The following is a 12,661-nucleotide window of genomic DNA, read 5'->3' as shown; positions in this document are numbered from 1 at the left end:
GGCCTAGACCACCTGCGCGGCGGCGTGCCCGGAGGCCCACGCCCACTGGAAGTTGAAGCCCCCGAGGTGCCCGGCGATGTCGAGCACCTCGCCGACGAAGTAGAGGCCGGGCGCGCGGCGCGACTCCATCGTGCGCGGAGAGATCTCCGCGGTGTCGACGCCGCCGAGCGTGACCTCCGCGGTGCGGTAGCCCTCCGTTCCGGCGGGGACGACCTCCCAGTGCGCGAGACGCCCGGCGATCTCCCGCAGCTCGGCGGGCGTGTGCTGCTTCATCGGGCGCGAGCCGAACCAGCGGTCGGCCAGCTGCGCGGCCATCTTCTTCGTGAAGACCTCCGCCAGGACGGTCCGCAGCTCCCCGTCGGGCCGGGCGGCCTGGCGCTCCTGCAGCCAGTCGAGCGCGTCACGGTCGGGCAGCAGGTCGATCTCGACGGCGTCCCCGAGGTGCCAGAACGAGGAGATCTGGAGGATCGCCGGCCCGCTGAGGCCGCGGTGGGTGAAGAGGACGTTCTCGCGGAAGCTGTGCTCGCCGCAGCGCACGACGGCGGCGACCGACGTGCCGGTCAGCTCGACGCACAGCTCCTTGAGCTGGTCGGTGATGATGAACGGCACGAGGCCCGCTCGGGTGGGGAGGACGCGGTGCCCGAACTGCTCGGCGATCTCGTAGCCGAACCCGGTCGAGCCGAGCGTCGGGATCGACAGGCCGCCGGTCGCGACGACGACCGACGGGGCCCGCACGGGGCCGAGGTCCGTCTCGAGCCGGTAGCCGTCCTCGTGGCGCTCGATCCGCTGCACCGACGTGGAGACGTGCAGCTCGACCGCGGCGCGCCGGCACTCCTCGAGCAGCAGGCCGAGGATGTCCTTGGAGCGGTTGTCGCAGAACAGCTGCCCGAGCTTCTTCTCGTGGTAGGGGACGCCATGCTCGGCGACGAGCGCGACGAAGTCCCAGGGCGTGTAGCGGGCCAGCGCGGACTTGCAGAAGTGCGGGTTCTCCGCCTGGGAGAAGTAGTTGGCGGGCTCCGCGTACATGTTCGTGAAGTTGCAGCGCCCGCCGCCCGACATGAGGATCTTCTTGCCGGGCTTGTTGGACCGCTCGATCACGAGCACGCGGCGGCCGCGCCGGCCGGCGGTCAGCGCGCACATGAGACCGGCCGCGCCGGCCCCGATGATCACCACGTCGACGTCGCGCACCCCTGCATCATCGAGGAGCGGGTGGGCGGGCGCGCGCCCGCCCGGCTCGCCTAGGAGCGGCGCACCACGGCGCGCCGCAGGATCGACCGGCCGCCGCGCGGCGTGAGCTTCACCGCGACCCGGCGGGCGCGCCCGGAGCCGAGGCGGCTGCGCCCGCCGGGGCCGACCTTCAGGGTCACCGTGGACGCGCGTCCGGCGGCCAGGCGGTAGGTGCGGGTCGCGATCGTCCGCGGGCGGGTGCCGCGCGTGCGGACCGTCAGCCGCCCCACGCACGTCGTGACGGCGGTGCAGCGCAGCGCGACGCGGATCCGGCGGCTGGAGGGCCGGCGCAGCGTCGTGGAGCGCAGGACGATCCCGCCGGTCGCGGTCGGGGTCGTCCCGGGGCCGGGCAGCGGGGTGGCCGCCGGGGGCGGCGTCGGCACGGTCGCGCGGTCGATCGTCTCGCAGGTCGTGCCCTGGTCGCGGTCGTTCTGGTCGGCGACGAGCACGTCGGTGCCGGGCCCGCAGTCGGCCGTCTCGCCGACCCCGTCGCGCAGCTCGAGGCGGTCGTTGCCCTCCTGCCCGGCCGGGGTGTTCGGTCCGTCGCCGAAGACGAAGTCGGAGTCGGGGCCGCCGATGATGCGATCGTCCTGGCCCTCGCCGATCAGGGAGTTGCGGCCGGCGCCGCCGTCGAGCGTGTCGTTCCCGGCCCCGCCGATGAGGTTGTCGGCGCCGCCGGCGCCGACGAGCACGTCGTTGCCCGCGGCCCCCTCGACGTAGTCGTCGGCCTCGGTGCCGACGATCGTGTCGTCGAACTCGGTCCCGGTGACGCGCTCGAAGCCGGGGAAGACGTTGTCGCCGTCGGGGGTGTCGCCCGGCTTGCCGTCGAAGGTCAGCGTCAGCGGCTGGCCGGTCGCCGTGTAGACGAGCTCGTCGCGGCCGTCGCCGGGGATCAGGGTGTCGGCGCCGCGGGTCGGGGGCACGACGGTCGACCCGACCCCGTTCTCGGGATAGAAGGTGTCGTCGCCCGGCCCGCCGTCGAGGACGTCGGCGCCGCCGTAGGAGGCGAGCGTGTCGTTGCCGGGGCCGCCCGCGATCGCGCCCGGGTCACCCGGGCTGGTGAGCGTGGCGGCGTCGTCCATGTCGCCGAGGTCGATCGCGAAGCCCGGGTGGACGTTCGGGTTCGTGCCGAACTGGCAGCGCATCGAGCGGCCCGACGGGGAGGCGTCGGCCGCGCAGCCGCTGCCCGCGGCGGGCGTGATCGGGTTGGTGTCGTTGATCACCACGTCCCACTGGCCCCGGGAGAACGTCGTGTAGGCGCTCATCTGGTTCGTCTCGCCGGGCGCGGCGGTGAAGGTGTAGACGTTGCCGCTGCGGCTGAGCGTGCCGGCCGACGCGGGTGCGACGGCGGTCAGCAGCGCGGCGCAGACGGCGAGGGAGACGGCGAGGATCGAGCGCATCCGGGCCGCTCTACCCCGATCCCCGGTCGTCCGACACCTGCGGCGCGGGCGACGTGGCGCACGCGCCCGCCGCTCAGCGGCCGTCCCAGAACGACGTGCGCATCGCGGCGCCCTTCTTGTTCAGGCCGATGTGCACGCTGCGCCGGTGCGGTGAGCGGCCGCGGTAGCGGCGCAGCTGCCGCGTCGGGTTGGCCGAGGACCAGACGCGACCGTCGTAGATGATCTCCTGCACGCCCATGCGGCGGGCCAGGGAGTAGTCGTCGGCGAGCAGCTGCTCGATCAGGTCGAGCGCCCCCGCCTCGGAGGTCGGGACGGCGTCGACCGCCCGGCCCTCGGAGTGCAGGTCACGGCGCTGCCCCTTGCGCGGCCGCTTGCCGCAGCGGTAGATCTGCTCGATCCGGCGGATCGGGACGCCGCTCTCCTCGCGCAGCCAGGTCCGCAGCGCGCGGGCGCCGGAGCTCGACCCGCCGCGGCAGCCGCGGCCCGGCCGGTCGAAGCGCAGCCCGTCGTTGGGACCGAGCTCCTCGGTGCTTCCGGGGTCGGTCCCCGGGTCGCAGGAGGGGTCGGCGCACGGCGGGCTCTCGCAGACCGTGGGGTCCTCGAGGCACGGGTCCGGCGGGACCTCGCAGACCGTCGGGTCGGCGCACGGCTCCGGCGTGGGGGTGGGGGTCGGCTCCGGCTCCGGGGTGGTGCTGCTCTTCGGGACGCGGTTGCAGAGGCCGCGGTCGGTCTCGGGACAGACGCGCATCGACGACGCGCGGTCGTTGAGCGCACCGATGTCGAAGTAGGTGGTGCGGCCGACCGCGCAGAACGAGCCGGTGTCCCCGTCGCCGTAGTTGAGCGGGTCGAACAGGCGCGCGCACCAGCCGCCCGCGACGCCGAGCGAGGAGCGGTCGTTGTTGACGTTCCTCGTCTCGCCCGAGCGCGCGAGGAACGCGCGGAAGTCGGGCCGGTCGTCCTCCCCGGTGAAGCCGACCTGGATGGTCTGGCCGCCGCAGCCCTTCTCGGCCCAGAGCTGCACCTTGGCGGCGTCGCTCTTGGAGCCCTGGGTGCAGGCGGCGCTGGCCGGTGAGGCGGTGCCACCGGCCGCGAGCAGCAGCAGGGCGGCGAGGAGCAGGAGCGGGAGGGGGCGTCGCATCGCGGGCGCCATACCCCGACGGCGCGCCTCTCACGCCATTCATACCGTCGTCCTGCCGTCCGACGCCCGAACGCGTGCCACGCTGCGGCGAGCGGACCGTCCAAGCGGCCGCGGTCCAGATCATGCTCCGACTCCTCCTCGCCCTCACGGGCACGACGTGCGCGTTCGCGCTCGCCCTCGTGCTCGCCTCCGCGCCCGCCTCCGCCGTGGCGCCCGACTGCCTCGCGGGCTCCACGCCGCTGGGCGCCGCGACCGGCTGGACCGAGTTCGTCGCCGGCGACGGCCAGCGCGGATCGGAGTCGGAGGGATCGATCGCCTACGGCGGCAACCTGCCCGCCGGCGGGATGACCGTCGGCACGCGGCTGACCGGCGGACCGTCGGTCCCGACGCTCGTCGTCGCCGGGACGGGCGGCTCGTTCAACCTCCAGCGCGGCAGCGCGTTCATCGGCACCCGGACCGGGAACGTCAACTTCAACGGTGGCGGCTCGTACCTCGCGGCGAACCCGATCGACTTCGCCGCCGCCTTCACCGACCTGCGCGCGCGATCCGACGCCTGGGGCGCGCTCGCCGCGACCGGGACCGCGGACGTCGTCGACTCCGTCACGACGGGCACCGCGCTGGGCGGCAACGTGCTGTGGCTGCGCGGCAGCGACCCGCGGCTGAACCTCTTCCGCGTCACCCCGGCCCAGCTCACCGGGATCCGCGCGACGTTCGTCGACGTCCCCGCCGGTGCGACCGCGCTGATCACCGTCGTCGGCGCGGGGTCCGTGACGATCGAGGGGGAGACCCGCTTCCGCGACGGTGCCACGTTCCGCCAGCCCGACGACGCGCCCGTCGCCGACCGCGTCGCGCGGACGATCTGGAACCTGCCCGACGCCACCGCGGTCGACCTGCGGACGGGCTCGGCCTTCGGCGGCACGGTCCTCGCACCGCGCGCCGCGGTCGTCGCGTCCGCGGTCGGGCACAACAACGGGCAGGTCATCGCCGCGTCGTTCCGCTCGAACTTCGAGACGCACCGCTACGAGTTCCCGACCGCCGGGTGCGTCCCCGCGCTCGCACCCCCGACGCCCACGCCGACCCCGACGCCCACCCCGACGCCCGTGGCAGAGGCTGTGCTCACGACGACGAAGGTCGCCGACCGCTCCGCGGTGCCCGCCGGCGAGACCGTGACGTTCACGATCACCGTGCGCAACACGGGCACCGCCGACGCGACCGACGTGCGCGTCGCCGACGACGTGCCCGACGGGCTGACGGTCACCGCCGTCTCGACCCCGTGCACCCGGTCGGCGAACGCGGTGCGCTGCGCCCTCGGCACGCTCACGCCCGGCGCGTCGCGGGCCGTGACCGTCACCGCCCGCGCCGACGCGCTCCCGACCGGCGGGGCCGGGGACGAGCTGACCGTCGCCAAGGCCGAGCAGCACGTCTCCGTCGCCGGCGGGTCGACCGCGACGGCGACGCTCGGGTGCGCCCCGGGCAGCTTCCCCTCCGACGCCGCCTTCCGCCTCGACGCGACCGACCAGGGCGCGGGCGCTGCGGCGGACGTCGCGGTGCTCGGTCCGACGCTCGGCAGCGACGGCCGCTACACGGTCGAGGTGCGCAATGGCACCACCGGGCAGGCGCAGGGCAAGCTCCTGGTCGTCTGCCTGCCGCAGCGCACGACGGGCGGCCGGGCACTCGTGGCCTCGGCGCCGGTCGAGGTCACGCGCACGCTGCCCGCCGGTCGCGCGACGGTGCCCGTGGCCTGCGTCGCCGGGCGGATCGCGATCGCCCCGTCGGTGCGCGTCGTGAGCGGCACCGCGACGGTCGCGGCGTCGGTGCCTGACGGCCTCGCCGGGCGCGTCCTGCACCTCGACGTCGCGCCCGCCGGCGCCACGGTCACGGTCGCCGTGCGGTGCCTGTCGCCGACGACGACCGCGGTCGACGGGCGGACGGCGACCCTGTCGCTGCGGCCCGTGACGCAGCCGGTCACCGTGCCGGCCGGCGCCCGCCGCGACGTGACGGTGTCCTGCGGGGACGCCGAGAAGGGCATCGTGGCCGGCTGGCGGCTGGACGACGGGCTGCACGCGCTGGGCAACGACCCGCAGCCGAAGGTCCGCGTCTTCCGCCTCGACAACCCGGGTGGCGTCGAGCGCTCCGGCACGCTGCACCTCCTGTGCCTCGGGGTCCGCACCGTCGACGGCTCGCCCGCGTCCCGGACCGTCACGAACACCGCCACGGTCACGACCACCGCCACCGCCGGTCCCGGCAGCGTCCTCGGCGACACGGCCACCGTCCAGGTGCTGCCGCCGACGGTCGGCCTGCGCTCCGCGCGGCGGACCGCCACCGGCGTCACGACGGCGGTCCGCTGCCGCCGCGCGTGCCGCGGCCGGGTCGAGGTCCGCACGACCGCCGGTCGCCGACTCGCCGCGCGGCCGTTCCGGGCCTCCCGCGCCCGCACCGTGACGGTCCGCCTGCGGGTTCCCGGGCGCCACCGCACGGTCCGGGTCGTCGTCCGCGACGTCCGCGGCCGCACGGTGGCCAGCCGCATCGTCCGGCGCGCCCGCTGAGGCGCCGCTAGGCGGCCGAGCCGTCCCGCCGGGCCTGCGCGAGCACGGTGGCGAACAGCTGCGGTCCGTCGATCCCGGCCGCCCGGGCCATGACGGCGAGCACGCTGCTGCGCGCGAACGAGCAGTACAGCCCGGCCTCCAGGAACCACGGCTCGCCCGCCGGGTCGATCCGCAGGTCGAAGAGCCCGTAGTGGCGGCAGCCGAGCGCCCGGTGGCAGCGGCGGGCCGCCTCGTGCACCGCCGGGAGGACCGGGTCGTCGGCGGCGACGATCCACGCCCGGTCCTCGGTCTTCGCCATGAGCGCCAGGTCGCCGTCGTCCCGCCGTCCGAGCTTGTCGTCCGCCGTGCGGATCTCGTCCAGCGCGTACTCCTCGACCGGCAGGACCACGAGCTCGCCGTCGCGCACGAGCGTGCCGCAGCGGACCTCGCGGCCGAGCGGGACGTACGCCTCGACGAGCACCTCGTCGTCGTGCGCGAAGGCGGCGGCCACCGCCCCGGCCAGCTCGTCGCGGTGACGGACGAGCGCGACGCCGTGCGAGTTGTCGGCCGCCGCGGGCTTCACCACCACCGGCAGCTCCGGCAGCCCGTCCAGCGGATCGCCGGCGCGCAGCGCGACCCCGGCGGGGACGCGCACGCCGGCGGCGGCGACGACCGCCTTCGCGCGGGCCTTGTCGGCGGTCAGCGCCATCGCCTCCGGCGGGTTGCCGAGCACCGGCACGCCGAGCACGCGCAGCAGCGCGCGGTGGTCGGTCATGCCGCTGCGGCAGAACATCTGCGGGACGGCGACGTCGGGCGCCAGCTCCGCGATCCGCGCGAGCGCGCGGGCGACGGGAAGCGCCGGGGCGGCGGCGAGCGCGTCGGGGTCGAGCGTCGCGCCGGGGAACCGCCACGACCCGTCCGGGGCGACCGCGGCGACGTGGTGCTCGTAGCCGGGGACGTCGAGGACCTCGAGGGCGTCGCGCGCGTAGAGGTGCGAGAGCTCCTCCAGGAACGGGCTCTGCGCCGAGCCGACGAGATGCAGGACGCGCACGGGCACCGGGTCAGTCCCCGGCGGGCTCGACGAGCTTGCCGATGTTGAAGTCGATCCGCACCCACGGCCGGTGCGCGCGGAGGTTTCCCAGCAGCAGCGACGGGATCTGCAGGTGGTGCACGAGCAGGAACGGCAGCGGGTCGTCCCAGTCGAAGATCGCGTCGGTGCCGCGCCACAGGGTGCGCAGGCGCTCGGGCGCTGTCCGCGGCCGGGACAGCAGCCGCCACAGCTCCCAGTACAGCCAGTAGGTCGGGCGGCTGCCGGGCAGCGGCCGGACCGGCGGCAGGTCGTCGTCCTCCAGGTAGGCGCGCGCCACGTCGGGGTGGTCGTGCAGCATCGTGATCGCCGAGTGCGTGCGCGGGTTGCACTCGATCGCGTACACGCGACCGTCGGTGCGCGAGCGCAGGAAGTCGAACGAGTACTGCCCGGTGAGCCGCAGCCGCCCGACGAGCTCGCGGACCCACGCGTCGATCTCGGGCACGTCGACCATCTCGTAGTTGAGCTGGAAGGCGGAGGACTCGCAGCACAGGTGCACGCGCACGCGACCGTCCCGCACGGTCGTGTGGGTGCAGTACTCCTGGCCGTCGACGAACCGCTGCAGCACCCAGGGCTGCTCCGGGGAGATCGGGAGGTCGGCGACGAACGCGCGCGTCTCCTGCCGGCTGGGGCGCGGCAGCGGCGTCAGGTCGAGCCGGTGGACCGGGTCGTAGGGGATGCTCTTCAGGACGTAGTGGCCGCCGTCCTGCGGGGCCGGCACGTCGAGGACCTGCGCGGGATCGGTGATGCGGTGCGCCTCGGGGACCGGCAGGCCGAGCGACGCGGCGAGCTCGGTGAACGACGCCTTGTCGTCGAGGCCGGCGATCGTCTCCTCGTCGCCGTGGACGACCTCGCAGAGCCCGTCCAGGGCGGCCCGGGCGCGCGCGTCGTGCAGGCTCGACACCGGGCTGCAGACGGGCACGTACACGTCGACGCCCTCCTCGCGCACGATCCGCACGAGCGCGTCGACGTAGCCGGGGTCCTCCGGGGGCGGGACGGTGCGGAAGACGTCGACCGCGGCGGAGAAGCGGTGGCCGCTCCAGCGGTACTTCGGGGCCTCGACCAGCACGACGCGGTGCCCGGCGGCGTGGAAGGAACGGGCCAGCTGCAGCGCCTTCGTCATCTTCCCGCCGCTGAGCAGCACCGTGCGCGGCCGGGCGGCCGGTGTCGCCCGTGGTGGTGCGGGGACGCCGCGGGCCCGGCGGATCGCGCCGCGGGCGAGCGCCGCGCCGGTCAGCGCGGCGTTCAGCGGCAGGGCGAGGGTCAGCAGCCCGAGGGTCGCCGCGGTGCGCGCGTCGGTGCGCAGCGTGCCGCTCACGCCACCCGGCGGATCAGCGTGACGCCGTCGCGCAGCGGCACGAGCACCTGCTCGACGCGCGGATCGGCGGCGACCGCGGCGTTGAACGCGGCGATCGCCGCGCCGTTGGGCGAGGCGTCCGCGCCATCGCGGGTCCACGGCTCGCCCTGCATGAGCGTGTTGTCGACGCAGACCAGTGCGTTCTCGGCGAGCAGGTCACCGTCGAGCAGCGCGTCGAGGTAGGCGCGGTAGCCGCCCTTGTCGGCGTCGACGAACACGAGGTCGAACCGCTCGCCGGCCCGGACGAGGTCCGCCAGGCCGTCCGCGGCCGGTCCGACCCGGACCTCGATCCGCGCGCCGGCGGGGGAGGCCGCGAAGCACTCCTGGGCCAGCGCCGCGACGCCCGAGTCGAGCTCGAGCGCCACGAGCCGCCCGTCCTCCGGCAGCGCCTCGGCCATCGCGAGCGCCGAGTACCCGGTGAAGAGCCCGACCTCGAGGATCGAGCGGGCGCGGGTCGCGTGCACGAGCGTCTTGAGGAACTGCCCCTCGACGTGCCCGGAGAGCATCTCCTGCTCCAGCGGGCCGTCGAGGGCGTCCCAGTCGTGCTCACGGGTGCGCCGGGCGAGCGCGGCGAGGGCGGGGGACTCCGGGGTGGTCACCGCCTCCACGTACGGGTCCAGGCCGGCGGCCAGGTCGCGGAGCTCCCGCAGCTCGGCGAGCAGCGCGTCGTCCTGCCCGCCCGATGCCGCGACCCGCTCGCAGACCTCCGCGAGCCGGGCGGCGAGGATCCCGCCCGGCGTGACGGGGCGCGGTGCGGTCGCGGCGTCGGTCCGGCCGGTCATCGTCGGGGCCCTACCGTGGCTCGCCGGCGGGCGCCGAGGTCCACATCTCGACGCCGTCGCCCTCGCGCGGGAGCGCCGCGCAGAGCTCGCGGTGCACGTGCAGCATGCGGGTGAGCTCCTCGTGGGTGACGTCGTTGAGGAAGAACGTCGTGCCGATCGGGCTCGGGAGCGCGGCGCGCAGGAGACCGTCGCGGGTCTGGGTGATCGACTCGGTGCCGCGGGCGATGAGATCTGGCGTCAGGTACGGGCTGTCGATCGCGAGGCCGAGGCCGCTCATGAGCGCCAGCACGCGGTCGCGGTCCTCGACCGTGATGTGCCCGAGCTGCTGCGCGACGGTGGCCGAGTAGGCCATGTCGATCGTCACCGCGTGGCCGTGGAACATCGGCTCCTGCGGCGCGAGCTCGAGCGTCGGGCTCCAGGTGTGCCCGTAGGCGATGACGCGGTCGAGGTCGAGCTCGTGGAGGTTCGGGACCTCGAGCTCGAGCATCGCGTGGATCGCGTCGTAGGTGACGCGGTGGCCGATCTCGCGCAGCTCCGGCGTCCCGCCGACGAACCCGAAGTGCGACTCGAGCAGCGCCTCGCCGTGCTCTTCGAGCATCCGGAACAATGGCTCGTGCGAGACGACGGCGATCTTGACGAGCTCCGCCATGCCGTTGCGGATCTGGTCCTCCGGCAGCGTCGCGAGGAACGAGAAGTCGAGCAGCACCTGCTGCGAGGCGTGGTAGGCGCCGAGCCGGTTCTTGTAGTGCCCGTGGTTGACCGCGACCTTGATCGCCACGCTCGCGTCGACGAGGCCGATGAGCGTCGTGGGGATGCGGATGTAGTTCGTGCCGCGCCGGTACGTGGCGCAGGCCAGGCCGGCCACGTCGGTCGTGAGGCCGCCGCCGACGACGAGCACCGGCTCCTTGCGCAGCAGCCCGAACTCGCCGAAGGCGTCGACGATCCGCTCGAGCGTCCGCAGCGACTTCTCGGTCTCGCGGATGCCGACCGGGACGAGCGTCAGCGCGATGTCGTGGTGGGCGAAGTACGCGTCGATCTGGTCGCGGTAGAGCCCGAGGACCTTCTCGTCGATGACCATCAGGCAGCGGCCGAAGGACCGGTAGGTGTCGGCCAGCTCGGGGTTCTCGGCGGAGAAGACCCCGTCGACGTAGAGGAGGCTGAAGTCGATCCGCTCGTAGCCCTCGACGTGGAAGGCGCGGTCGGTCGCGGTGAAGGTCGCCTGCGGCGTGCTGCTGCTCATGGTGGGGGGCTCTTTCTCGAGGGGGAGAGGGAGGGTGGGGTCAGGCGGGGAGGAGGGCCCGCAGGTCGTCGAAGGCGAGGTGGTCCACGACGGCGGTCGCGGCGGTGAAGTCGTGTCCGGCCGTGTTGGCGTTGGGGAACGCGGCGCAGCGCACGCCGGCGTCGGCCGCGGCGGCGACGCCGCCGACGTTGTCCTCGATCGCGAGGCACTGCTCGACGGGCTCGCCGAGGGCGCGCAGCGCGTGCCGGTAGGCGTCGCCGTCGGGCTTGGGGTGCTCGACGTGCGAGAGGTCCAGGACGACGTCGAACCAGGAGGCGGGCAGGTCGTCCTGCACGGCGGCGAGGACGGCGGCGACGTTGGCGGCCGACGTGGTGGTCACGAACGCCACGCCGAAGCCGCTGGCCTTGGCGTCGCGGATGGTCTCGGTGACGCCGGCCCGCGGTCGCAGCTGCGCCTCGGCGAGCAGCTGCTGGAAGCGGGCGGTCTTCGTGGCGTGGACGGCGGCGGCGTCGACGGTCTCGCCGCTGGCCCGGGCCTGGTCGGCGATGCGCTGCTCACCGCCGCTGGAGGCGAGCAGCTCGCGGTAGGCGTCGCGGTCCCAGTGCCAGTCGAGGCCGTGCTCGCGGAAGGCCGCGTTGAACGCCTCGCGCTGGATCTCGGACGTGTCCGCGACGGTGCTGATGGAGCCGAACAGCAGGGCCGGCATGTGCTCTCCTCGGGAACGGCGGGACGGAATGGCCCGGGTACGGCGCGTCCCGGAGGGCGGATCGCCCGGACGTTGCGCGGTGGTGGACGGACGACGCCCGCCGACGGCCCTGCGCCCGGGGGCGGGCCGAGGACGCGCTCGCGGTCCTCACGGGTGCCCGGGGATGCGGGGAGGGCGCGAAAACTGTCGTCGTGGTCGACGCTTCCGCCCTGCGGGACGACCTGTCCGGACGATCTGTACGGCCAGGCGGTGGCGCGACGACCCGGACGACACACCGGTCTCCCGACCGGTTCGTCACCTGGCGCATCGACGGCCGTCGGTGTCGTCGCGACGGGCCCGCCGGGAGCCTCAGCTCAGCGGTCGTTGAGCAGCGGGCGCAGGTCCTCGAGCTTGTCGTAGGCCCACCAGAGGTAGTGCTCGGTCCCACCCTCGCGCAGCGGGTGCAGGTCCTCGTGGTCGGGGTCGGCCTTGAACGCCTCGAACGCCGCGGCGCTCGGCCACTCCACGAGCACCATCGCCTGACGGGGCGGCACGTCGCCACTGCTGGCGGTGTCCTCGGAGAGCCGGCCCAGCGCGACGACCCGCCCGCCGTGCTTGCCGACCGCGTCGACGGAGCGCCGCGAGTACGCCTTGTAGTCGTCGTTGGGAGCGAGGTCGAAGAGGTTCAGGGCGTAGACGGGAGCCATGGCGCGACCCTACCCCGGCCTGGCCGCCCCGGTCACCGACCCGCCCCGCGTGGACGGCCCGCCGATCCCCGTCCGGGCCGCGCCCGTATCCGCCTGCGATGGACGTCTCGTTCGCCGCCGCCGCGATGGAGCAGGTCGACGCCGCCACCCACGACGGCTGGCCCGACCCGCTCGTCGCCGCGCTCGCGCTCCACGCCGACGCGGGCGCGGTCCAGCTGACCGCCGCCGCGGCCGTGCTGGGCGGCGTGCTGGCCGCCGACGGCGTGTCCGCCGGGACGCGACGCACGGTCGCCGAGCAGCTCGTGTGGACGGCGATGCGGTGCGCGGCCCCGCCCGCGCCGGGGGCGCTCGAGGACCGGGTGCGCGCCGCGCGCGAGGCGGTCGCCGAGGGCCGCTGGGTCCCCGGGGAGGACGAGTCGCCCGCGGAGGCGATGGGCGAGCTGTTCGCGCTGGCCGCCGACGCGGCCGGCACCCACACGGGCTGAGCCAGCCCCCGCGCAGATGGCGCGTCAG

The 12,661-nt window shown here is 75.0% G+C and carries 11 protein-coding genes; 2 read left to right on the top strand and 9 right to left on the bottom strand.

From position 1 onward, the window contains the following. Positions 1-3: 3 nt before the first annotated feature. The 3 genes from C7Y72_RS20725 to C7Y72_RS20715 form a co-directional block, all read right to left on the bottom strand. Positions 4-1,188 (bottom strand): BaiN/RdsA family NAD(P)/FAD-dependent oxidoreductase, encoded by a 1,185-nt coding sequence (locus C7Y72_RS20725; protein WP_107571098.1) that lies wholly within the window; start codon positions 1,186-1,188, stop codon positions 4-6. 50 nt (positions 1,189-1,238) lie between these two features. Continuing rightward, positions 1,239-2,627, bottom strand: a complete 1,389-nt coding sequence (locus tag C7Y72_RS20720; protein WP_107571097.1) for a calcium-binding protein — start codon at positions 2,625-2,627, stop codon at positions 1,239-1,241. Between the two features lie 73 nt (positions 2,628-2,700). Next, positions 2,701-3,765: a VldE C-terminal domain-containing protein gene (locus C7Y72_RS20715; protein ID WP_146175484.1), complete on the bottom strand. Its 1,065-nt coding sequence runs from the start codon at positions 3,763-3,765 to the stop codon at positions 2,701-2,703. Positions 3,766-3,887: 122 nt separating this feature from the next. Between C7Y72_RS20715 and C7Y72_RS20710 the strand changes: the two genes are divergently transcribed. Further along, the gene (locus C7Y72_RS20710) at positions 3,888-6,311 is read left to right on the top strand and encodes a choice-of-anchor A family protein (protein ID WP_146175483.1); all 2,424 of its coding nucleotides are present in this window, start codon (positions 3,888-3,890) and stop codon (positions 6,309-6,311) included. A 7-nt stretch (positions 6,312-6,318) separates the two neighbouring features. On the opposite strand, the gene C7Y72_RS20705 is transcribed toward C7Y72_RS20710, so the two are convergent. The 6 genes from C7Y72_RS20705 to C7Y72_RS20680 all read right to left on the bottom strand — a co-directional run bounded on the left by C7Y72_RS20705 (position 6,319) and on the right by C7Y72_RS20680 (position 12,148). Continuing rightward, complete coding sequence (locus tag C7Y72_RS20705) at positions 6,319-7,341, bottom strand: D-alanine--D-alanine ligase family protein (protein ID WP_199224024.1); 1,023 nt, start codon at positions 7,339-7,341, stop codon at positions 6,319-6,321. Between the two features lie 10 nt (positions 7,342-7,351). Further along, positions 7,352-8,695 carry an ATP-grasp domain-containing protein gene (locus tag C7Y72_RS20700; RefSeq protein ID WP_107571093.1) on the bottom strand — a complete coding sequence of 448 codons (1,344 nt, stop codon included), beginning with the start codon at positions 8,693-8,695 and terminating at the stop codon, positions 7,352-7,354. Then, entirely contained in the window at positions 8,692-9,516 is an 825-nt protein-coding gene (locus tag C7Y72_RS20695) for an O-methyltransferase (protein WP_107571092.1), read from the bottom strand. Before C7Y72_RS20695 ends, C7Y72_RS20700 begins: the two co-directional genes overlap by 4 nt. A 10-nt stretch (positions 9,517-9,526) precedes the next feature. Further along, positions 9,527-10,756 (bottom strand): sedoheptulose 7-phosphate cyclase, encoded by a 1,230-nt coding sequence (locus C7Y72_RS20690; RefSeq protein WP_107571091.1) that lies wholly within the window; start codon positions 10,754-10,756, stop codon positions 9,527-9,529. Between the two features lie 40 nt (positions 10,757-10,796). Next, positions 10,797-11,462, bottom strand: a complete 666-nt coding sequence (locus tag C7Y72_RS20685; protein ID WP_107571090.1) for an HAD-IA family hydrolase — start codon at positions 11,460-11,462, stop codon at positions 10,797-10,799. Positions 11,463-11,815: 353 nt separating this feature from the next. Further along, complete coding sequence (locus C7Y72_RS20680) at positions 11,816-12,148, bottom strand: DUF1330 domain-containing protein (protein ID WP_107571089.1); 333 nt, start codon at positions 12,146-12,148, stop codon at positions 11,816-11,818. Positions 12,149-12,246: 98 nt separating this feature from the next. On the opposite strand from C7Y72_RS20680, the gene C7Y72_RS20675 reads away from it, so the two are divergent. Then, positions 12,247-12,633, top strand: coding sequence for a hypothetical protein (locus C7Y72_RS20675; RefSeq protein WP_107571088.1), 387 nt, complete (start codon positions 12,247-12,249; stop codon positions 12,631-12,633). Positions 12,634-12,661: the final 28 nt, after the last annotated feature.

The sequence above is a fragment of the Paraconexibacter algicola genome, from assembly GCF_003044185.1.
Taxonomy (GTDB): Bacteria; Actinomycetota; Thermoleophilia; order Solirubrobacterales; family Solirubrobacteraceae; genus Paraconexibacter; species Paraconexibacter algicola.
This window is presented reverse-complemented; position numbering and strand designations above follow the sequence as displayed.

Coding starts and splice junctions, on each gene's coding strand:
- C7Y72_RS20720 (WP_107571097.1), bottom strand. CDS start 2,627: ATGCGCTCGATCCTCGCCGTCTCCCTCGCCGTCTGCGCCGCGCTGCTG.
- C7Y72_RS20715 (WP_146175484.1), bottom strand. CDS start 3,765: ATGCGACGCCCCCTCCCGCTCCTGCTCCTCGCCGCCCTGCTGCTGCTC.
- C7Y72_RS20710 (WP_146175483.1), top strand. CDS start 3,888: ATGCTCCGACTCCTCCTCGCCCTCACGGGCACGACGTGCGCGTTCGCG.
- C7Y72_RS20695 (WP_107571092.1), bottom strand. CDS start 9,516: ATGACCGGCCGGACCGACGCCGCGACCGCACCGCGCCCCGTCACGCCG.
- C7Y72_RS20690 (WP_107571091.1), bottom strand. CDS start 10,756: ATGAGCAGCAGCACGCCGCAGGCGACCTTCACCGCGACCGACCGCGCC.
- C7Y72_RS20685 (WP_107571090.1), bottom strand. CDS start 11,462: ATGCCGGCCCTGCTGTTCGGCTCCATCAGCACCGTCGCGGACACGTCC.
- C7Y72_RS20680 (WP_107571089.1), bottom strand. CDS start 12,148: ATGGCTCCCGTCTACGCCCTGAACCTCTTCGACCTCGCTCCCAACGAC.
- C7Y72_RS20675 (WP_107571088.1), top strand. CDS start 12,247: ATGGACGTCTCGTTCGCCGCCGCCGCGATGGAGCAGGTCGACGCCGCC.